The 20027-nt window shown below is 36.9% G+C and carries 15 protein-coding genes and 1 pseudogene; 13 read left to right on the top strand and 3 right to left on the bottom strand.

Annotated elements, in window-relative coordinates:
• Positions 1–3 precede the first annotated feature (3 nt).
• The 8 genes from cysD (at position 4) to rodA (ending at position 9411) form a co-directional block, all read left to right on the top strand.
• A complete protein-coding gene (cysD, locus tag PGOND44_RS13145) occupies positions 4–909 on the top strand; it encodes a sulfate adenylyltransferase subunit CysD (protein ID WP_003443594.1) in 906 nt (301 codons plus the stop codon).
• Between the two features lie 54 nt (positions 910–963).
• Positions 964–2220 (top strand): sulfate adenylyltransferase subunit 1, encoded by a 1257-nt coding sequence (locus PGOND44_RS13140; RefSeq protein ID WP_003443592.1) that lies wholly within the window; start codon positions 964–966, stop codon positions 2218–2220.
• Between the two features lie 136 nt (positions 2221–2356).
• The gene (gene purH / locus PGOND44_RS13135) at positions 2357–3889 is read left to right on the top strand and encodes a bifunctional phosphoribosylaminoimidazolecarboxamide formyltransferase/IMP cyclohydrolase (RefSeq protein WP_003443591.1); all 1533 of its coding nucleotides are present in this window, start codon (positions 2357–2359) and stop codon (positions 3887–3889) included.
• 37 nt (positions 3890–3926) lie between these two features.
• Positions 3927–4955 carry a rod shape-determining protein gene (locus tag PGOND44_RS13130; RefSeq protein WP_003443588.1) on the top strand — a complete coding sequence of 343 codons (1029 nt, stop codon included), beginning with the start codon at positions 3927–3929 and terminating at the stop codon, positions 4953–4955.
• Between the two features lie 9 nt (positions 4956–4964).
• Entirely contained in the window at positions 4965–5789 is an 825-nt protein-coding gene (gene mreC / locus PGOND44_RS13125; RefSeq protein ID WP_003443587.1) for a rod shape-determining protein MreC, read from the top strand.
• Complete coding sequence (mreD, locus tag PGOND44_RS13120; protein WP_003443585.1) at positions 5790–6293, top strand: rod shape-determining protein MreD; 504 nt, start codon at positions 5790–5792, stop codon at positions 6291–6293. It abuts the gene before it with no gap.
• Entirely contained in the window at positions 6290–8158 is a 1869-nt protein-coding gene (gene mrdA, locus PGOND44_RS13115; protein WP_003443577.1) for a penicillin-binding protein 2, read from the top strand. Before mreD ends, mrdA begins: the two co-directional genes overlap by 4 nt.
• Before the next feature lie 2 nt (positions 8159–8160).
• The gene (gene rodA, locus PGOND44_RS13110; protein ID WP_003443574.1) at positions 8161–9411 is read left to right on the top strand and encodes a rod shape-determining protein RodA; all 1251 of its coding nucleotides are present in this window, start codon (positions 8161–8163) and stop codon (positions 9409–9411) included.
• Between the two features lie 3 nt (positions 9412–9414).
• Here the strand turns inward: rodA and rimM are convergent, their stop codons facing one another.
• On the bottom strand, positions 9415–9945 hold the full coding sequence (gene rimM / locus PGOND44_RS13105) for a ribosome maturation factor RimM (RefSeq protein WP_003443571.1): 531 nt from the start codon (positions 9943–9945) through the stop codon (positions 9415–9417).
• 11 nt (positions 9946–9956) lie between these two features.
• Positions 9957–10532, bottom strand: coding sequence for a 30S ribosomal protein S16 (locus PGOND44_RS13100; RefSeq protein ID WP_003443568.1), 576 nt, complete (start codon positions 10530–10532; stop codon positions 9957–9959).
• 200 nt (positions 10533–10732) lie between these two features.
• On the opposite strand from PGOND44_RS13100, the pseudogene PGOND44_RS16100 reads away from it, so the two are divergent.
• From PGOND44_RS16100 to dinB, 5 genes and pseudogenes are all read left to right on the top strand, one after another.
• Positions 10733–10819, top strand: a pseudogene (locus PGOND44_RS16100) (3'-5' exonuclease); the annotation flags it as partial.
• 406 nt (positions 10820–11225) lie between these two features.
• The gene (locus PGOND44_RS13095; protein WP_003443559.1) at positions 11226–13772 is read left to right on the top strand and encodes an adenosylcobalamin-dependent ribonucleoside-diphosphate reductase; all 2547 of its coding nucleotides are present in this window, start codon (positions 11226–11228) and stop codon (positions 13770–13772) included.
• A 311-nt stretch (positions 13773–14083) separates the two neighbouring features.
• Positions 14084–14797, top strand: coding sequence for a 3'-5' exonuclease (locus tag PGOND44_RS13090; protein WP_003443558.1), 714 nt, complete (start codon positions 14084–14086; stop codon positions 14795–14797).
• Complete coding sequence (locus PGOND44_RS13085; RefSeq protein WP_003443556.1) at positions 14797–16455, top strand: ABC transporter ATP-binding protein; 1659 nt, start codon at positions 14797–14799, stop codon at positions 16453–16455. Before PGOND44_RS13090 ends, PGOND44_RS13085 begins: the two co-directional genes overlap by 1 nt.
• A gap of 1745 nt (positions 16456–18200) precedes the next feature.
• Positions 18201–19298, top strand: coding sequence for a DNA polymerase IV (gene dinB, locus PGOND44_RS13080; RefSeq protein WP_040556167.1), 1098 nt, complete (start codon positions 18201–18203; stop codon positions 19296–19298).
• Here the strand turns inward: dinB and PGOND44_RS13075 are convergent.
• Positions 19295–20008: a heavy metal translocating P-type ATPase gene (locus tag PGOND44_RS13075; RefSeq protein ID WP_003443552.1), complete on the bottom strand. Its 714-nt coding sequence runs from the start codon at positions 20006–20008 to the stop codon at positions 19295–19297. The two genes, dinB and PGOND44_RS13075, sit on opposite strands and share 4 nt — an antisense overlap.
• Positions 20009–20027: the final 19 nt, after the last annotated feature.

Below are 20027 nucleotides of genomic sequence, written 5' to 3'. Positions count from 1 at the left end.
ACCATGAGCACCTATTATTTGAATTATTTGGAAGAATTGGAATCAGAAGCCATCTTTATTTTGAGAGAGGTTTGGGCTCAATTTCAAAATCCAGTTATTTTATTTTCTGGAGGAAAGGACTCCATTCTTGTTACGCATTTGGCCAAAAAAGCCTTTCATCCAGCAAAGATTCCTTTTGCTCTAATGCATGTAGACACAGGGCATAATTTCCCAGAAGCTATTCAATTTAGAGATGATCTTGCCAAAAAACTAGGGGTCAATCTTATTGTAGGTTCTGTCCAAGAATCCATAAATAAAGGACGTGTTGCCGAAGAAAAAGGTAAAAATGCGACTAGAAATGCTTTGCAAATCACAACTCTGTTGGATAGTCTAGAGGAGCATAAAGTAGATTGTGCTATTGGTGGTGGCCGAAGAGATGAGGAGAAAGCAAGGGCTAAGGAGCGTTTTTTCTCACATAGAGATGAGTTTGGGCAATGGGATCCTAAAAATCAACGTCCTGAACTGTGGAATTTACTCAATGGGAAATACTTTGAAGGAGAACATTTCAGAGCCTTTCCTATTAGTAACTGGACCGAAATGGATGTTTGGAACTATCTCACCAAAGAAAAAATAGAAATTCCTTCTTTGTATTTAGCTCACCAAAGGGATGTAGTGAAAAGAAATGGGTCTTGGATTCCTAATTCTGAATTTTTAAAACTAGAGCCTAACGAAGAAATCGTCTCTAAAAGAATAAGATTTAGAACCTTGGGAGACATCACCATTACAGGAGGAATTGAGTCTGAAGCAGACACTATGGAAAAAATCGTCGAAGAAGTTTCTACGATGAGAGAAACCGAAAGAGGAAATAGAAGTGATGATAAACGATCTGAAACCGCCATGGAAGATCGAAAAAAAGACGGCTATTTCTAGACTATAATTTCTCTAACACACTCAAAATTCTGATGACTTAAACTGACGCATATCATGAAAATAGATAAAAACCAATTACTAAGATTTACAACTGCTGGAAGTGTAGATGATGGTAAAAGCACACTTATTGGAAGATTGCTTTACGATTCCAAATCCATTTTTGAAGACCAACTCGCTGCTGTAAAAAATTCCAGTAAGCAAAAAGGAATAGAAGGCGTAGACCTAGCTATGTTCACGGACGGCCTTAAAGACGAACGGGAACAGGGTATTACTATTGATGTTGCTTATAGATATTTTACAACACCAAAGCGTAAATTTATTATCGCAGATACTCCCGGTCACATTCAGTATACAAGAAATATGGTGACTGGTGCATCTACAGCCAATGCTGCTGTTGTTCTTATTGATGCTAGGCATGGTGTAATAGAACAAACCAAAAGGCACACCTTTATAGCCTCTTTATTGAATATTCCTCACATTATAGTGTGTGTGAATAAAATGGACTTGGTATCTTATTCTGAAGAGACCTTCAACTCCATTGTAGAGCAATTTGAAGAGTTTTCTTCAAAACTACTTATCAAAGACGTGCGTTACATCCCCATAAGTGCTTTAAACGGAGATAATGTGGTCAATCGTTCAGAAAATATGACATGGTTTCAAGGTTCGCCGATGTTGCACGAGCTAGAAACCCTTCACATTAGTAGTGATATCAACAAAATTGATGCTAGATTCCCAGTACAAACCGTTCTCAGACCTCAGCGCGAAGGCTTCGAAGATTACAGAGGGTATGCAGGAAGAATCGCTAGTGGAATTTATAGAGTGAACGACGAAGTAGCTGTATTGCCTTCTGGTTTTACCTCTAAAATTAAAACCATAAACGTAGGAGAAACTGAAGTTGAGGAAGCTTTTGCTCCTATGTCTATAGCAATGACCTTGGAGGATGATATCGATATAAGTAGAGGAGATATGATTGTAAAAAAGAACAATCAACCAGAACTTTCACAAGAATTTGATGTGATGTTATGCTGGCTTAATAATGCTCCTGTAAAATCTAGAACCAAATATACCATCATGCATACCTCCAATGAGCAAAAAGCTGTCATTAAAGAGGTGGTTTACAAAATGGATGTTGATACATTCAAACGAAATGAAGAAGATAAGGATTTAACAATGAACGATATTGCCAGAGTAAGACTTAAAACCTCTCATCGGTTGATGCTGGATAGTTATAGAGATAACCGAAGCACAGGAAGTATCATATTAGTAGATGAGTCTACAAAGGAAACTGTCGCCGCGGGGATGATCATTTAAAATATTAGTGTCCAAAACATTAGAATATAAAGCCCGGCAAAAGCTGGGCTTTATATTTCCTGATTATTTGGTGTTTATCGTTTAAATATTCATTGGCAATGTTCTACTTTTGCAGCATTAACAAAATGTATCTCCGATGGCCCAAGAAAAAGAAATAAAATCCGCTTTAATCTCAGTGTATCATAAAGAAGGTTTAGAGCCAATTGTGCAAACCTTAAATGATCTAGGAGTTCAAATTTACTCCACTGGAGGGACAGAAAAATTCATCAAAGACTTGGGCATAGAAGTTACTCCCGTAGAAGAGATCACGTCCTACCCTTCTATCTTGGGAGGTCGTGTTAAAACCCTACACCCAAAAGTTTTTGGGGGGATCTTAAATCGAAGTGATAATGCGCAAGACCAAGAGGAATTGAAATCTTATGATATTCCACAAATTGACTTGGTTATTGTTGATTTATATCCTTTTGAAGACACCGTAGCTTCTGGGGCTAACGAACAAGATAGTATTGAAAAAATTGATATAGGAGGCATCTCTTTAATACGAGCTGCTGCCAAAAATTTTAAAGATGTGCTTTGTGTCTCTTCAAGATCGGATTACGAAAGCCTTCTGGGAGTTCTTAAAAACTCGCAAGGAAAAGTAAGCCTTAAAGAGCGAAAGAATTTTGCTGCAAAAGCCTTCCAAGTTTCTTCTCATTATGATACCGCCATTTTTAATTACTTCAACACGACAGAACAACTTCCTTCTCATAAACAAAGTTTCGAGAAAGGAGTAGAATTACGATATGGAGAAAACCCTCACCAACAAGGATTTTTCTTTGGCGATTTTGATAAGGTATTTAATAAGCTCCACGGCAAGGAATTATCTTACAACAACTTATTGGATGTAGACGCCGCCGTAAATTTGATGGCAGAGTTTACTGATGATGCGCCAACCTTCGCCATTTTAAAACACAATAATGCTTGTGGCCTTGCTCAACGCGATAGTGTTCATAAAGCTTATGTAGACGCATTAGCTGGAGATCCTGTGTCTGCTTTTGGAGGAGTTTTAATTTCAAATACAGAAATTGACAAAGCAACTTCAGAAGAAATTCACAACCTATTTTGTGAAGTGGTCATTGCTCCAAGTTATAGTGATGAAGCTTTGGAAATACTTACCAAGAAGAAAAACAGAATCATACTCGTCCAAAAAGTATTTCTATTTGAAGATAAGATTGTGAGAACTTGTCTTAATGGTGTTCTGGTTCAAGACAGGGATCTCAAAACAGATAACAAAGAAGAAATAAAAACGGTTACAAAAACATCCCCAACAGACTCTCAAGTTGACGATCTGTTGTTTGCTTCAAAAATTTGTAAGCATACCAAGTCCAACACTATTGTTTTGGCAAAAGACAAGCAATTGCTAGCAAGTGGGACTGGCCAAACCTCTCGCGTAGATGCCCTCAACCACGCTATTGAAAAGGCTTTAAATTTTAAATTTGACTTAAAAAATTCTGTTATGGCTAGTGATGCTTTCTTTCCATTTCCAGATTGTGTAGAGATTGCAGGTAAGGCTGGTATTACGTCTGTAATCCAACCTGGCGGATCTATCAAAGACAAGCTGAGCATCACTTATTGTGACGAAAATAATATTTCTATGGTAATGACAGGAATACGTCATTTTAAGCATTAATTCACTAACTTTATCCTCTTTCTAACTTTATTATACCATGGGATTTTTTGACTTTCTAACTGAAGATATCGCTATCGACTTAGGTACTGCTAATACATTAATAATTCACAATGATAAGGTCGTTGTCGACAGCCCTTCTATCGTTGCTCGAAATCGAATTACTGGAAAGATTATAGCGGTTGGAAAAGAGGCCGCCATGATGCAGGGAAAAACTCACGAAAACATCAAAACCATTCGTCCTCTTAAAGATGGGGTTATTGCAGATTTTGATGCAAGTGAGCAAATGATCAGTATGTTCATAAAAGAAATTCCTGCTCTCAAAAAACGCTTATTCACTCCCTCTCTTCGTATGGTGATTTGTATTCCTAGTGGAATTACAGAAGTAGAAATGAGAGCGGTTAAAGATTCTGCAGAACGAGTAAACGGCAAAGAGGTTTATCTTATCCACGAGCCTATGGCAGCAGCTATTGGTATAGGTGTAGACATTATGCAGCCCAAAGGAAATATGATTGTTGATATAGGTGGAGGTACTACCGAGATCGCAGTTATTGCGCTTGGTGGTATTGTTTGTGATAAATCTGTAAAGATTGCTGGTGATGTATTTACAAATGATATCATTTACTTCATGAGAACACAGCATAACTTGTTTATTGGAGAACGTACTGCTGAAAAAATCAAAATCCAAATTGGTTCTGCTACCGAAGATCTCGAAACCGCCCCTGAAGATATGAGCGTCCAAGGCCGGGACCTACTAACTGGTAAACCAAAACAAGTGGAAATTTCTTTTAGAGAGATTGCAAAAGCCTTAGATAAATCTATACTTAGGATAGAAGATGCTGTAATGGAAACCTTATCTCAAACTCCTCCAGAATTAGCTGCAGATATTTATAACACTGGTATATACCTTGCTGGTGGAGGGTCTATGTTGAGAGGCTTGGATAAACGTTTATCTCAGAAAACAGACTTACCGGTTTATATAGCAGAAGACCCCCTAAGAGCTATTGTGAGAGGAACAGGCATTACTTTAAAAGATTTAGAACGCTATAAAGCTGTACTTCTAAAATAGAAACGTGTTATGCAGCAAATCATTATTTTTCTTATTAAAAATAAGACGGGTTTGGTGTTTATCATTCTTATGACGATAGCTCTAGGGCTAACGTTTAAATCCCATACCTACCATAACAGCAAGCTTGTTTCATCGGCTAATTTTATATCGGGAACAGTCTTGGGCTCTTCAGAAAATGTTCATCAATATTTTGATTTGAAAACTCAAAACGAAATTCTTCAAAAGGAGAATGAAAACTTGAGACGAAAATTATTGAACATCCCCTCAGCAAAAGATAGCTTACCGGTTGAACTTGAATTTATAGAGGATAGTTTATATAAGATAACCAGATCTAGGGTGATCTCCAACCATTACGATAAAATCGATAACTTTTTGTTGATTGAAGGTGGTACCAAGGATAGTATATCTAAAGACTTAGGTGTTATTTCCAGTCAAGGCATCGTCGGTATTATTCAAGACGTAAGTCCAAAATACTCAAGGGTTATTTCTATTCTGAATACCAATACCTCAATTAATGCCAAGCTTAAAAAAACCTATCATTTCGGGACACTTACTTGGGATGGAAAAGATCCAAATATTTTAAGCCTTATTGATGTGCCAAGGTCTGCCCCTGTAAAGCTTGGAGATACTATTACCACTGGTGGGCGTTCTTTGGTATTTCCTGAAAATGTTCCCATCGGTATCATAAGCGATTTTCAATTGGACGAAAACATAGGATATTTTTCTATTGATGTCAAACTTTTTAATGATATGACTAATTTAAAGCATATCTACATTATAGAAAACAGTCGAAAAGCAGAAGCCTTAGAATTACTAAATCCAGATTTACGATAGATGAAAACCTATTTTATAAATAGTATCAGGTTTGTCCTTCTTATATTAATTCAAGTTTTAATCTTGAATCAGTTTAATGTCTTTGGTTACATCAATCCCATTATCTATCCCTTACTTATCATCTTACTTCCCTTCGATATCAATTCTGTACAGAAGCTTATTCTTGCATTTATTTTAGGGATTAGTTTAGATATTTTTGAAGATAGCGGCGGAATTCATGCAGCTGCAACACTCACAATTGCTTACTTAAGACCGTTATTTTTAAGGAATGCTTTCGGATTGAGTTACGATTACCAAACCCTTAAATTTTATAATGCCCCCTTTAGAGAAAGGTTCATTTATGTAAGTCTTATGGTTTTGGTCCATCATACTGTACTTTTTAGCTTAGAAATCTTTAGTGTCGATCATTTATTGTATTTTATAGAGAAAACAATTTATTCTTCTATTTTTAGTATACTATTAATTATAATCACCTTAAATTTAATTCGAAAGAACAGTAAATGAGAAAGTTACTCCCTATTATTCTAGTTAGTTTTGCCGCATTCCTTTTTTTAATTCGTTTATTTTACTTGCAAGTTTTAGACGAGAGTTTTGACGAGGTTTCGACCAATATTTCTGTACGTAAAGTCTACGATTATCCTCAACGAGGATATATTTATGACCGAAATGGAAAACTGATGGTAGGTAACCAACCTGCTTACGATGTCATGGCTGTTCCTCAGGAAGTTAAGGACTTTGACACTTTAGAGCTTGCCAGTTTATTAAAATTAACTCCAGAGCGACTCAAAATTCAGCTGGAAAAAGCGTGGCGATACTCCCCAAGATTGTCTTCTGTGATTACTCCTCAGCTTACCAAAAAAGAATATGCTGTTCTTCAAGAACGCATGCATAAATACCAAGGGTTTTACATTCAGAAAAGGTCGCTAAGAGATTATACAATTAACCATAGTGCTAATATTTTAGGATATATCGCAGAGGTTGGAGATAGAGAGATTTCACAAAATTCCTATTATCAATCGGGGGATCTAAAGGGAAAACAGGGAGTTGAAGAACAGTATGAGGAGGCCTTAAGAGGTGAGCGTGGCGTTAAACATTATCTAAGAGATATTCACAATAAAAACATCAAACCCTTTAAGGAAGGTAAGTTTGACACCTTACCCAAAAAGGGAAGCGATCTCCACCTTACTATAGATGCAGAACTGCAAGCCTATGGAGAAAAATTGATGAAAGGCAAACGAGGAGGTATTGTAGCCATAGAGCCAAGTAGTGGAGAAATTTTAAGTTTAATTACAGCACCTTCTTATGATCCCGATATTTTAGTAGGAAGAAAGCGGTCAAAAAATTTCACGGAACTTTATTACGATACCATACATAAACCTTTGTATAACAGGGCTTTACAGGCTATTTATGCGCCAGGCTCACCATTTAAAGCGTTAACAGGACTCGTAGCCCTACAGGAAGAAGTCGTTGGACTAGAAGAAAGTTTTAGGTGCAATGGCGGGTACACCTATGCAAGAGGTGTAAGAATGGGTTGTCACAACCACCCGAGTCCAGTACAAATGGTTACTGGAATTGCACATTCTTGTAATTCCTACTTCGCTCAAATCTACAGAAGGACTATTGAAAAATATGATACTCCTCAAAAAGGGATCGACGTCTGGCGAGGGCATATGGCTAGTTTTGGTCTTGGCGATTATTTAGGTTATGATTTACCTGTAGGGAGAGCAGGATTACTACCAAACTCTGATTATTATAACAAAGCTTATAGCTATCCAACTTACAATTGGTATGCAAGCGCTACTTTGTCCAACGCCATTGGTCAGGGGGAAGTGCTTACTACTCCTATTCAACTTGCTAATGCAACTGCAGCTATCGCTAATAAAGGTTGGTTCTATAGACCCCATATTATAAAATCAATAGACGACAAGCCAGTTGACAATGAAAAGTACACGACAAAACAAGTCACCACGATTGATAAAGAGCATTTTGAGCCGATTATTCAAGGGATGCATGATGTCTATAATTACGGGACAGCTACATTTCTTAGAGTCCCTGGCATAGAAGTTTGTGGCAAAACAGGGACATCAGAGAATTACGTAAAAATCGACGGAGAAAGGATGCAACTGACAGACCATTCTATTTTTATTGCCTTTGCTCCAAAAGATAACCCTAAGATAGCCTTGGCTGTTTTCGTAGAAAATGGGTACTGGGGATCTAGGTATGCTGGTAGAATTTCTACTTTGATGATAGAGAAATATCTGAAAGATAATATTGAACGAAAAGACCTTGAGAACTGGATTCTCAGCCATACTTTGGAAGACGAGTACGCTAAACCTTATTCTGGTGAACCTTTTAAAATTAACCAGTAAGTATGCCTAAAACTCTATTGCAGATTGATTGGCTCACCATTTTAATTGTAATTATACTAATGGGCTTTGGGTGGGTAAATATATACTCAACTACCTTTGTAAATCCAGATGAAAGTATTTTTGATCTTTCTAAAATTTATGGAAAGCAGCTGCTATGGATTATTTTGGGCGTGGTGATAGCTATAATTGTCCTAGCCCTAGAAAGCAAGTTTTTCGAAAGGTTTGCAAGCATTATTTACATTGCAGCCATATTGTCTCTCATAGGACTCTTCATTTTCGGTAAGACTATTGCTGGCCAAACGGCTTGGTATTCCTTTGGTTCATTTAGTATACAACCTGCCGAGTTTATGAAAACGGCTGTGGCACTTGCCTTGGCAAAATACATAAGTGAAATCAATAACGACCTTTCTACGTTTGTTTCACAACTCAAAGCTTTCGCCATTATTGGAATCCCACTAGCGCTTATCATGCTTCAACCAGATGCTGGTAGTGCCCTCATTTATTTGGCATTTGTCATCCCTTTGTATAGAGAAGGACTTCCACAAGCTTACTTGAGCGTGGGATTTCTATCTGTAGCCATTTTTGTGATCACTCTCAAGTTTGGGTTTGGAATTTTTGCTCCCTTTTTTGTAGCAGTACTTATTATTATTTATCTATTCAATAGAAAACGGAAACCAAGGTTTTGGATTTATGCCTTGACACTTCTATTTAGTTTGGGATTTTCATATTCTGTCAATTTTATATTGAATTCTGTATTGCTTCCCCATCAAAAAGAGAGGTTCGATGTGATCTTAGGAGAGACTAATGATATTCGAGGCTCAGCTTTTAATCTTTACCAAAGCGAAGTTGCCATAGGCAGTGGAGGCTGGCTAGGGAAAGGCTGGCTAAAAGGATCACAAACTCAAGGACGCTTTGTACCAGAGCAACATACAGATTACATTTTCAGCACGGTAGGTGAAGAGTGGGGATTTTTGGGAACAAGTGCTGTGGTTTTATTATTTGCTATACTCATTCTTAGGCTATTTCACTTAGCGGAACGTCAAAAAAGCCAATTCAGCAGAGTGTACGGCTATTCTGTACTATCCGTTATTTTTGTTCACTTCTTTGTGAACATTGCGATGGTAATAGGTTTATTTCCAACAGTTGGCATCCCGCTTCCATTTTTTAGTTATGGAGGGTCTGGATTATGGGGTTTTTTGATCTTGGTACTGGTATTCTTAAAATTGGATGCTAAACGAAAGAGTTTGGATTAAAAACTAGTCTTCCAAATACATATCTATTAAACCCTCTGGGGTTTGGAAGTAAATGATATGTTCATCCTTATCCACCTTTTGTATAAATCTGTCATTCACAGGTATAATTATTTCTTTACCGTTAAAATCAATAAAGAAAAGGGCTTGCATAGTTTGGTCATTGACAAACTGGATGGTCCCAATCTCACCATGAGTGACATCTACCGCTTTATAACCTATAACATCGTGATAGTAAAATTTATTACCGTCAAGTTTGGGTAACTTAGATAACGGCAGGTAAACGTCTCTTTTTAGCAAGTCGTCCGCATCTCCTTCTTCGTTGACTTCCTCTAGTTTTACGCGTAATAAATTACTTTTTTGGAGGTTAGATTTTTCCACAAAAAAAGGAATCAATTTATTGCGGTAATCCACAAAAATTGATTCCAAATGTTCATAGAGTTCAGGTTCGTCGGTATCTAACTTGATTTGCAACTCCCCTTTAAAACTAAATTTACTTACGATTTGACCTAAATAAAAACAATCATCTTTGGTCATCGTAGAAAATGTTAAGCTTTTTTAGTATCTTCAGATGACTCTTCTTCAGCAGGAGCTTCTTCTTTAGATTCTTTTTCAGATTCTGCTGCAGCCTTAGCATCAGCTTCTTCTTTTACTTTAGCTTCTTCCTCGTCTTGAGCAGCTTTTGCTTCAGCTTCACGCTTAGCATTTACTTCTCTTTCTGCTTCCAATGCTTTTTCTCTATCTGCTTCTTTAACTTTTGCTGCTTTTTCTTCAGCAGTAGAAATTTTATCTCCTTTCTCAGACATCCAAGCTTCGAATTTCTTCTCTGCTTCTTCCTCTGTTAACGCTCCTTTATCAACACCTGCTAACAGGTGTTTTTTCATCAAAGCGCCTTTGTAAGATAAAATACGTTTTGCAGTATCGGTTGGTTGTGCACCATTTCGTAACCATTTTACAGTTGAATCTACATTAAGCTCAATAGTAGCGGGCTGAGTAACAGGATTGTAAATCCCTAATTTCTCAAGGTATTTACCATCTCTTTTAGCACGAGCATCTGCAGCGACGATCCAGAAAAAAGGTTTCCCTTTTTTACCGTGTCTTTGTAATCTTATTTTAACTGGCATAAAAAATTAAATTTTGGAGTTCTCGACTCCCGTTATTAATAATGAGGTGCAAAAGTAAGTTTATTTTTTGAATTACATAACTTTGACTTTAAGATAATTACAATGTCTTTGGAAATCTTTTCCACTTAATTTTATCCTGAAAATGGATCAATTTAATTTCAGTAAATTAGTTCGATTATAAAAGAAAACAAATCCTTATTATGTTACACAAACTCAACTTAGAACATATTTTGTTTTTGGATATTGAAACGGTTCCAGAACACGCCGACTTAGAAGACTTATCTCCAAGAGATGATATTGATGGCAGCCAAGTTAGAGATGTGTTTTATAAAGAAAAAGTTCATCACAATCAAGCTATATGTAACTGATTACTGTCCTCTATAAATTCTTAATCGAATAATTAAACCACAACAATAAAATGGTTGAATTACTTTTAGCTAAAGCAAATAGTTCTGGTGACTTTTACTAAGGTTCCAGTCTTAGAATCTTCTTAGCATAAGTTGTATGACAAATTAATACCCTTAAAGGCCATCATCGGAATCGCACTAATTGAGACAGAAATTTTAGATAATTTTTAATTAATTAACAGCCCCCCCCCGACTTATCAACAAGCATGATATTTATCATGTTTATCCATTTATTGTTCGGTAAATTTGTGGCTATCGTACTAATATTTCAAAAATAAATTTCAATATGAGTCAAACCGTATCCCCCTCAATATCATACACTTATAAAGATGTCTTAGAGCAATCTTTAGAGTATTTCAATAACGATGAACTTGCCGCAACCACTTGGATTAACAAGTATTGTCTAAAAGATAAACATGGTAATTATTTGGAAAAATCTCCCGACGAAATGCATTTGCGAATGGCCAAAGAATTTGGTCGTGTTGAAAATAAATATGCATCTACCGAAACCGTTTCAGAACATTTATCAGATTACGGTAAAAACAGAAAACCGTTAGACGAGACTAAAATATATCAACTTTTTAAAGATTTTAAATACGTTATTCCACAGGGAAGTGTGATGTTCGGTTTAGGTAACGATCAAGTCATTGCGTCATTATCAAATTGTATTGTGGTGCCTTCGGTTTTAGATTCTTATGGAGGTGTTTGCCATACAGATGAGCAATTAGCGCAACTATTTAAGAGACGTTGTGGAGTGGGAGTGGACTTGTCAGAATTGCGTCCAAAAGATGCTTTGGTGTCTAATGCTGCTGGTTCTACAACAGGAGCAGTTTCATTTATGAATCGGTTTTCAAACACGACAAGAGAAGTCGCTCAAAACGGAAGACGTGGTGCTTTAATGCTTACTATGGACGTTAAACATCCAGACATTGAGGATTTTATTACGATAAAACAAGATTTAACCAAAATAACCGGAGCTAATATTTCTATTCGCTTGTCAGATGAATTTATGCAAGCTGTTGTTAACGATACTAAGTTCACCTTACAATGGCCAATTGAAAGTAAGGACCCAGAATATACTAAGGAGATTGACGCAAAAGATCTTTGGGATAAAATCATCACTTGTGCTCACAATACTGCAGAACCAGGATTAATTTTCTGGGACAGACAGCATCATTATTCAACCTCTTCTGTATATCCAGAATTTAAAAATAGTTCTACCAATCCATGTTCAGAAATTGCGATGCAAGGTGGTGATAGTTGCCGACTGATTGCGGTTAATTTATTCGGTTTTGTTGAAGCCCCATTCACTAAAAACGCAAAATTCAACTTTAAGAAGTTTTACGAAGTGGTTTACGAAACACAGCGGCTTATGGACGATTTGGTGGATTTAGAATTGGAAGCCGTTGAGCGTATTTTAGCTAAAATCAATGCAGATCCAGAACCAGAGGCCATCAAAAGAACAGAGAAAGATCTCTGGAATTTATTGGCTGAAACAGGTAAAAAAGGAAGACGTACAGGTTTAGGGTTTACAGCTTTAGCTGATGCTATTGCAGCCTTAGGAATTAAGTTTGATACCGACGATGCTTTAGCAGTTGTTAATGACATTATGAAAACAAAAATGACTGCCGAATTTGATAGTAGTATCGATATGGCCATCACAAGAGGTCAGTTTGAAGTGTTCAATAGAAATATTGAAGACACCTCAGAATTTGTACAAATGATGGCAAAAGAATTTCCTGAGATGTACGAAAGAATGATTGAGCATGGCCGAAGAAATATCTCTATAAGTACCGTTGCACCAACAGGTTCATTAAGTATGTTGGCACAAGTCTCTTCGGGTATTGAGCCTGTATTTCTATTATCTTACGTAAGACGAAGAAAAGTAAATACCAATGACGAAAATTCTAAAGTCGATTTTGTAGATGAATTAGGTGATGGATTTGAAGAATTTACCGTGTATCATAAAAAATATGAAACGTGGATGAATACCACTGGTAAATCAGATGTAGCCGAAAGTCCTTATGCTGGAGCAACTGCACCAGAAATTGATTGGAAAAAACGGGTAGAAATGCAAGCTTTGGTTCAAAAATACACAACCCATTCTATTAGCTCAACCATTAATTTGGCTTCTGATGTAACAGTAGATTCGGTCGGCGATATTTATGTGGATTCATGGCAAAAAGGTTTAAAAGGAATAACCGTTTATAGAGATGGGTCAAGAAGTGGAATTTTAGTGTCAACAGACCAAAAAACTAAAGAACAGACGATTACTTCAACTGAAACGCTAACCGCCAAACGACCAGATAGAATTGAAGCAGAGATTGTGCGTTTTCATAATGACTCTGAAAAATGGTTAGCCGTTATTGGTTTGGTGGATGGACGGCCTTATGAAATTTTTACAGGTCAAATGAAAGATGCTTTCAATTTGCCACAATGGGTAGAAAAAGGTTGGGTTACAAAAAATAGAAATGATGACGGTTCGTCGAGGTACGATTTTCAATATATAGATAGTGAAGGCTACAAAATAACCATTGAAGGCTTATCGAGATCCTTTGATAAGGAATTTTGGAACTATGCTAAATTAATTTCTGGAGTATTGCGCCACGGAATGCCAATCCCTTATGTTGTAGATTTAGTTCAGAATTTGAACTTATACGACGATCACATCAACACCTGGAAAAATGGAGTTGCCAGAGCATTAAAACGTTTTGTACCAGAAGGAACAGAAGCTTTGGATAAAAAATGTCCGAACTGTAACGATCCAGACGGCTTAATTTTTGAAGAAGGCTGCTTAAAATGTAAAAGTTGCGGCGATTCTAAGTGTGGGTGATAAATTCCTGCGCCTTCATTTAACGTTACTTTTTTGAAGTAGAAACGCACGAGCATCCCTCTTTAAACGATTTAAACTTAGAAAAAGGTTCTTTTGTAATTTTTGATTAAGCCTTCAATGCTTATAATCAATACGCTTAGTGGATAAATGATGATATCTATTTTGTAACTAGACAATGGATTACACGCGTTATACAAGTCGTGCAGAGTTGAGTTTGGATTAATTGATATTTTCGAGAAACCCTCCATCCTTTCTTTTCTTTTAAATTTTCAGTAAATTAGTTCAATTAACAGAGAAAACAAATCCTTATTATGTTAGACAAACTCAACTTAGAACATATTTTGTTTTTAGATATTGAAACGGTTCCAGAACACGCAGATTTCGAAGACTTATCTCCGACTAAGCAAAAGCTTTTTGCAGACAAAACAGAGTATCAAAGAAAGGAGGACCATTCTCCCAAAGAGTATTACGAGCGAGCTGGCATCTGGGCTGAGTTTGGTAAGATCGTCTGTATTTCTGTAGGCTATTTTAATTTTAAAGGTAATGAGCGTAAATTTAGAACCACGAGTTTTTATGGTGAAGAGGCCGATTTATTAAAGCGTTTCAAACTACTTGTTGAAGACTATTTCAGCCTTCCTCATCACCTGATGTGTGGGCATAATGCTAAGGAATTTGATTTTCCGTATATCGCTAGAAGAATGCTTATCTGCGGCATTGCTCTACCAAGTCAACTTCAGCTTTTTGGTAAAAAACCTTGGGAAATTCCTCATTTAGATACTTTAGAATTATGGAAATTTGGAGATTATAAACACTACACCTCCTTAAAATTACTCACCGAGCTTTTCAATATCCCTTCTCCAAAAGATGATATTGATGGCAGCCAAGTTAGAGATGTGTTTTATAAAGAAAAAGACTTGGATAGGATTGTAACCTATTGCGAAAAAGACGTTATTGCCGTAGCACAATTAATTTTGAAGCTTCGCCAGGAAGAGCTCTTGGAAGATCATGAACTGATTTCTGTGTAATGCTAAATGTAAAAAACCTTCAAGTCAGTTTTGGTGACGAAAGAGTGATCAAAAACATCGACTTTCAGTTACAACCCAACGAGATTTTAGGTATTGTAGGCGAGTCTGGCTCCGGGAAATCAGTTTCTACCTTGTCTATTTTAGGTTTATTAGGACCCAAAGCTCAGGTTGAGGGAGAGATTCTATTTCAAGATCGAGACCTCACAAAATGTACCGAGCAGCAATTCCAGAGCATTCGAGGGAACGATATTTCAATGATTTTCCAAGAACCTATGAGTTCTTTAAATCCTTCTATGACGTGTGGGAAACAAGTTGCGGAAGTTTTAATTCGGCATAAAAAGCTGTCTAAATCCAAAGCAAAACAAGAGGTCTTAAGCCTTTTTGAAAAGGTAAAGCTACCCCGAATCCATGACATTTTTGAAAGCTATCCTCACCAAATAAGTGGAGGTCAAAAGCAAAGAGTAATGATTGCTATGGCCATTGCCTGCAAACCAAAACTCTTAATAGCAGACGAGCCTACAACTGCTCTAGACGTTACTGTCCAAAAGGAGATTTTAACCTTGTTGAAATCTCTCCAGCAGGAAACTCAAATGGGTATTCTCTTTATTTCTCACGATCTAGCTTTAGTTTCAGAACTAGCAGATCGGGTTGCAGTCATGTATCAAGGAGAAATCGTAGAGCAGAACGATGTGGTTTCTATTTTCAAAACTCCACAGCATCTATATACCAAGGCGCTTTTAGCCTCAAAACCCTCTACCAGTGAACGACTTAAGTCTTTACCAACAGTTAAGGACTTTATGCAGGATATTCCAAATTCTAAAATAGAAACTTCAGAAGAGAGACAAAAAAGGCATGAAAGGATCTATTCGAAACCACCATTACTAGAAATTAAGAATGTAAGTAAAACCTTTTTTTCCAACTCGGGTTGGTTTTCAAAAACCGAAAAAATACAGGCTGTCGACAGAGTAAGTTTTAAAATTTATCAGGGGGAAACCCTTGGACTTGTTGGTGAATCTGGCTGTGGAAAATCCACTTTAGGCAATGCCATTCTTAGGCTCAATGATCCTACAGAAGGTGAAATCTTATACCAAGGTCACCCTATTACTCACCTTAAAGGAGAGGCCTTAAGGCAACTGAGAAAAGATATCCAACTTATTTTTCAAGATCCATTTTCTAGTTTAAACCCAAGACTTTCGGTTGGCAAAGCCATCATGGAACCTATGAAAGTCCACGGATTATATGGCAATGCTACATCTAGAAAACAAAAAACAATTGAACTTCTGGAACGCGTAGGCTTGTCTGAAGCTCACTTTAACAGGTATCCGCATGAATTTAGCGGCGGGCAGCGACAACGTATTGGGATTGCAAGAACCATTGCTGTGCAACCTAAACTCATCATTTGCGATGAGTCGGTCTCGGCTTTAGACATTTCTGTCCAAGCGCAGGTATTGAACCTCCTCAATGAATTGAAAACCGATTTTGGATTTACCTATATTTTCATTTCCCATGATTTGGCGGTGGTCAAGTACATGGCAGATCAACTTTTGGTCATGCACCAAGGCAAAATTGTGGAGCAAGGCGACGCTGATATCGTCTATGCAAACCCTAAAAAAGACTACACCAAACATCTCATTGATGCCATTCCTAAAGGAATTTAATTCAGCTTGACAATTAGCTACTATGCAGGTTTATTTAAAATCTATTCATTTTGTCGGCAAAACTATAGTTAGTCTTTATTATGACTGCTTCAATTTACATTGGTAGATTTCAGGGCTAACACCCCTCTACAGACTCTTTCTGTTATATGTTATTGAGATGTGTGGGCGATGCCCCCGATATTATAAACAATAGAAAAAATTAGAATTGAAAAGGGGCGTTAGTTCTGATAATTCAATAATATTTACGAGGACAGATTTCAGAGCTAAAGCCCCTCTATAAGCTCTTTCTGTTATGGGTTAGTGAGATGTGTGAGCGATGCCCCCTATTGTTATAAACAACAGAAAAAATTAGAATTGAAAAGGCGGCGTTAGTTCTGATAATTCAATAATATTTACGGGGACAGATTTCAGGGCTAACACCCCTCTATAAAGTCTTTCTGTTATATGTTATTAAGACGTGTGGGCGATGCCCCATAACATTATTAACGATAGAAAAAATAATCAGAATTAAAAAGAGCGTTTAGCCTACGGTCTCCTTAATATAATAATTGTAAAATGTTGAGGGATGTTGCTCCCCTATTTTACAACCTCTGAAAAATGATTAGAATTAAAAAAAGGGCGTCAGGACTGTGATCTCCTTAATATTTAAATTGGCAGATTTCAGAGCTAAAGCCCCTCTATAAAAGCCCTGATATCTATAAAGTTTAGCGAGCCAGCAATTCCTTTAATATAAATGATTATATGGTGTTGAGGGATGTTGCTCCCCTATTTTACAATCTCTAGAAAATAATTAAGAAATTAGAAAAGGGGCGTTAGCCCTGTAATCTCAATAGCATAGATAATTATAAAATTTGAGGGGCAGCGCCCTGATATCTATAGAGTTTAGCGAGCCAGCAATTCCTTTAATAAATGATTATATGGTGTTGAGGGATGTTGCTCCCCTATTTTACTATCCCTTGAAAACGATCAAAATTAAAAAGGGGCGTTAGTTCTGAAAATTCAATAATATTTACGAGGACAGATTTCAGAGCTAAAGCCCCTCTATAAGGTCTTTCTGTTATATGTTATTGAGATGTGTGGGCGCTGCCCCCTAATATTATAAACAATAGAGAAATAATTAAAATTAAAAAAGACGTTTAGCCTACGGTCCCCTTAATATAATAATTGCAAAGTGTTGAGGGATGTTGCTCCCCTATTTTAAAATCTATAATAAATGTTTAAGATTAAAAAAGGGGCGTTAGCCCTGTAATCTCAATAGCATAAATAATTATAAGGTTTGAGGGGCAGAGCCCTGATATCTATAAAGTTTAGCGAGCCAGCAATTCCTTTAATATAAATGATTATATGGTGTTGAGGGATGTTGCTCCCCTATTTTACAATCTATAATAAATGTTTAAGATTAAAAAACGGGGCGTTAGCCCTGTAATCTCAATAGCATAAATGATTATAAAATTTGAGGGGCAGAGCCCTGATATCTATAGAGTTTAGCGAGCCAGCAATTCCTTTAATATAAATGATTATATGGTGTTGAGGGATGTTGCTCACCTATTTTACTATCCCTTGAAAACGATCAAAATTAAAAAGGGGCGTTAGCCCTGTAATCTCAATAGCATAAATAATTATAAGGTTTGAGGGGCAGAGCCCTGACATCTATAGAGTTTAGTTACCAAGAAAACTCAAAGATCAATAAAATTTTATAATGACCTATTAAGAACCCTTTTCCCTCGCTTTATGTATTTTTGATCATGGATTTTATGGAACATCTTCGCAAGATTATACACGTAGACATGGATGCTTTCTATGCCTCTGTAGAGCAGCTAGATGATCCCTCTTTATCTGGGAAAGCTCTGGCCGTTGGGGGAAGTTCCAAACGCGGTGTTGTAGCCGCGGCTAGTTATGAAGCTAGAAAGTTTGGTGTAAAAAGCGCGATGAGTGGCCGGCTAGCGGCTAGATTATGTCCCCATCTTATTTTTGTAAAACCACGGTTTGAGCGCTACAAAGAAATTTCACAAATCATCCGCAAAGTCTTTTTTGAATATACCGATTTGGTGGAACCCCTGTCTCTCGATGAAGCTTATTTGGATGTAACCGTCAATAAATTTGACTATCCCAGCGCCACTATTTTAGCAAGGGAAATACGAAAGAAGATAAAAGATAGGACTGGGCTTAACGCTTCGGCGGGTATTTCTATCAATAAATTTATCGCAAAAATCGCCAGTGACATCAACAAACCAAATGGCCAAAAAACTATTCCGCCAGAAGATGTTATCAGTTTCCTAGAGACGCTAGACATTCGGAAGTTTCACGGTGTGGGCAAAGTGACTCAAGAAAAAATGTATGGCTTAGGCATTTTTACTGGAGTCGATTTGAAGCTCAAAACCTTGGAGTACTTACAAGACCACTTTGGAAAAAGTGGTCTACATTATTTTAATGTAGTCCGCGGGATTCATTTAAGTGAAGTAAAACCTAGTCGAATCCGAAAATCTCTAGGGGCCGAAAGAACATTTTCAGAAAATATTTCTTCTGAAATTTATATGCTAGAAAAGCTCGAAGATATAGCAGAAGAAGTTGAAAGACGATTAAAGGGAAGTAGAGTTGCTGGGAAAACCATTACCCTAAAACTAAAAACTAGCGATTTCAATATTCAAACACGAAGTAAAACCTTAAAATTCTTCATTTCCTCCAAAGCCTTGATCATGGAAGAAACCAAGGCTTTACTTTTTCAAGAGCCTATTAAAGACTCCATACGCTTACTGGGTATTTCTCTTTCTAACCTCAACACTGATAAAACACCAAAGGTCACCCCAAAATTGAAAGAAGAACAATTGAAACTACCGTTTTAAATCGCCAACATCCATACTGCCATTACGAGCATTATAGTGTTTTCTATAAAGGTGGCTTCTGTCATTGGCAAGTTGAGTGCTGTTCCCAAACACGCACATTTAATAGTTTTCTTAGAAAACAGAGATTTGGTTACCCCTATGGTTGTTATTCCTAAAATGATAATTGTTGTTACTAAAGCTATATCAATCTCGAATCTTAACAAGAACATCAAGCCTAAGGCAGTTTCTAAAAACGGATATATCCAACCATAGGCTGGAAGAACTTTGGCCAAAGGATCGTACATCTGAAAAGAAGCAGGAAAGCCTGTATAATCCAAAAATTTGAAGAAACTAAAAACAATATAAAACAGGCCCATAAAATCAAACATAAACGAATCCAATTCCCAAGAAGTGGAATTCAATAGCACTGAAGCCGCTGTGATATATCCAAAGATTAGAAACAAGGGGAAAAGTTGTTGAAACTTAGACTGTTCTTGAAGATTTGCACTCGAAGTATCTTTAAAATCAGATTTTTTAGAGATCTGATATTTCTTTGAAATAGCTTCTTGGAGGGTAGATACTTCTATATGCTGTTCCATGTCAATTTCAGCTTCCTCAGCTTCTAGATTAACAGAAGCGGACTTAACGTGTTCTAGATGTTCTAGCCCTTCTTTTACGCTTGCTTTACAATATTGGCAGGTCATGCCAGTCACTTTATAGGTGTGTGTCATTATGCTATCTTTAAATTAT

The organism is Psychroflexus gondwanensis ACAM 44 (genome assembly GCF_000355905.1).
Taxonomy (GTDB): Bacteria; Bacteroidota; Bacteroidia; order Flavobacteriales; family Flavobacteriaceae; genus Psychroflexus; species Psychroflexus gondwanensis.
The sequence above is the reverse complement of the archived record's forward strand: the minus strand, read 5'-3'. Positions and strand labels throughout refer to the sequence as shown.

Excerpts from the sequence above, each read along its gene's own strand:
- dinB (WP_040556167.1), top strand. The coding sequence starts at position 18,201 with ATGGATTTTATGGAACATCTTCGCAAGATTATACACGTAGACATGGAT.
- PGOND44_RS13085 (WP_003443556.1), top strand. The coding sequence starts at position 14,797 with ATGCTAAATGTAAAAAACCTTCAAGTCAGTTTTGGTGACGAAAGAGTG.
- mreD (WP_003443585.1), top strand. The coding sequence starts at position 5,790 with ATGAAAACCTATTTTATAAATAGTATCAGGTTTGTCCTTCTTATATTA.
- PGOND44_RS13130 (WP_003443588.1), top strand. The coding sequence starts at position 3,927 with ATGGGATTTTTTGACTTTCTAACTGAAGATATCGCTATCGACTTAGGT.
- rodA (WP_003443574.1), top strand. The coding sequence starts at position 8,161 with ATGCCTAAAACTCTATTGCAGATTGATTGGCTCACCATTTTAATTGTA.
- rimM (WP_003443571.1), bottom strand. The coding sequence starts at position 9,945 with ATGACCAAAGATGATTGTTTTTATTTAGGTCAAATCGTAAGTAAATTT.
- PGOND44_RS13095 (WP_003443559.1), top strand. The coding sequence starts at position 11,226 with ATGAGTCAAACCGTATCCCCCTCAATATCATACACTTATAAAGATGTC.
- PGOND44_RS13075 (WP_003443552.1), bottom strand. The coding sequence starts at position 20,008 with ATGACACACACCTATAAAGTGACTGGCATGACCTGCCAATATTGTAAA.
- PGOND44_RS13140 (WP_003443592.1), top strand. The coding sequence starts at position 964 with ATGAAAATAGATAAAAACCAATTACTAAGATTTACAACTGCTGGAAGT.
- PGOND44_RS13100 (WP_003443568.1), bottom strand. The coding sequence starts at position 10,532 with ATGCCAGTTAAAATAAGATTACAAAGACACGGTAAAAAAGGGAAACCT.
- mrdA (WP_003443577.1), top strand. The coding sequence starts at position 6,290 with ATGAGAAAGTTACTCCCTATTATTCTAGTTAGTTTTGCCGCATTCCTT.
- mreC (WP_003443587.1), top strand. The coding sequence starts at position 4,965 with ATGCAGCAAATCATTATTTTTCTTATTAAAAATAAGACGGGTTTGGTG.
- purH (WP_003443591.1), top strand. The coding sequence starts at position 2,357 with ATGGCCCAAGAAAAAGAAATAAAATCCGCTTTAATCTCAGTGTATCAT.
- cysD (WP_003443594.1), top strand. The coding sequence starts at position 4 with ATGAGCACCTATTATTTGAATTATTTGGAAGAATTGGAATCAGAAGCC.
- PGOND44_RS13090 (WP_003443558.1), top strand. The coding sequence starts at position 14,084 with ATGTTAGACAAACTCAACTTAGAACATATTTTGTTTTTAGATATTGAA.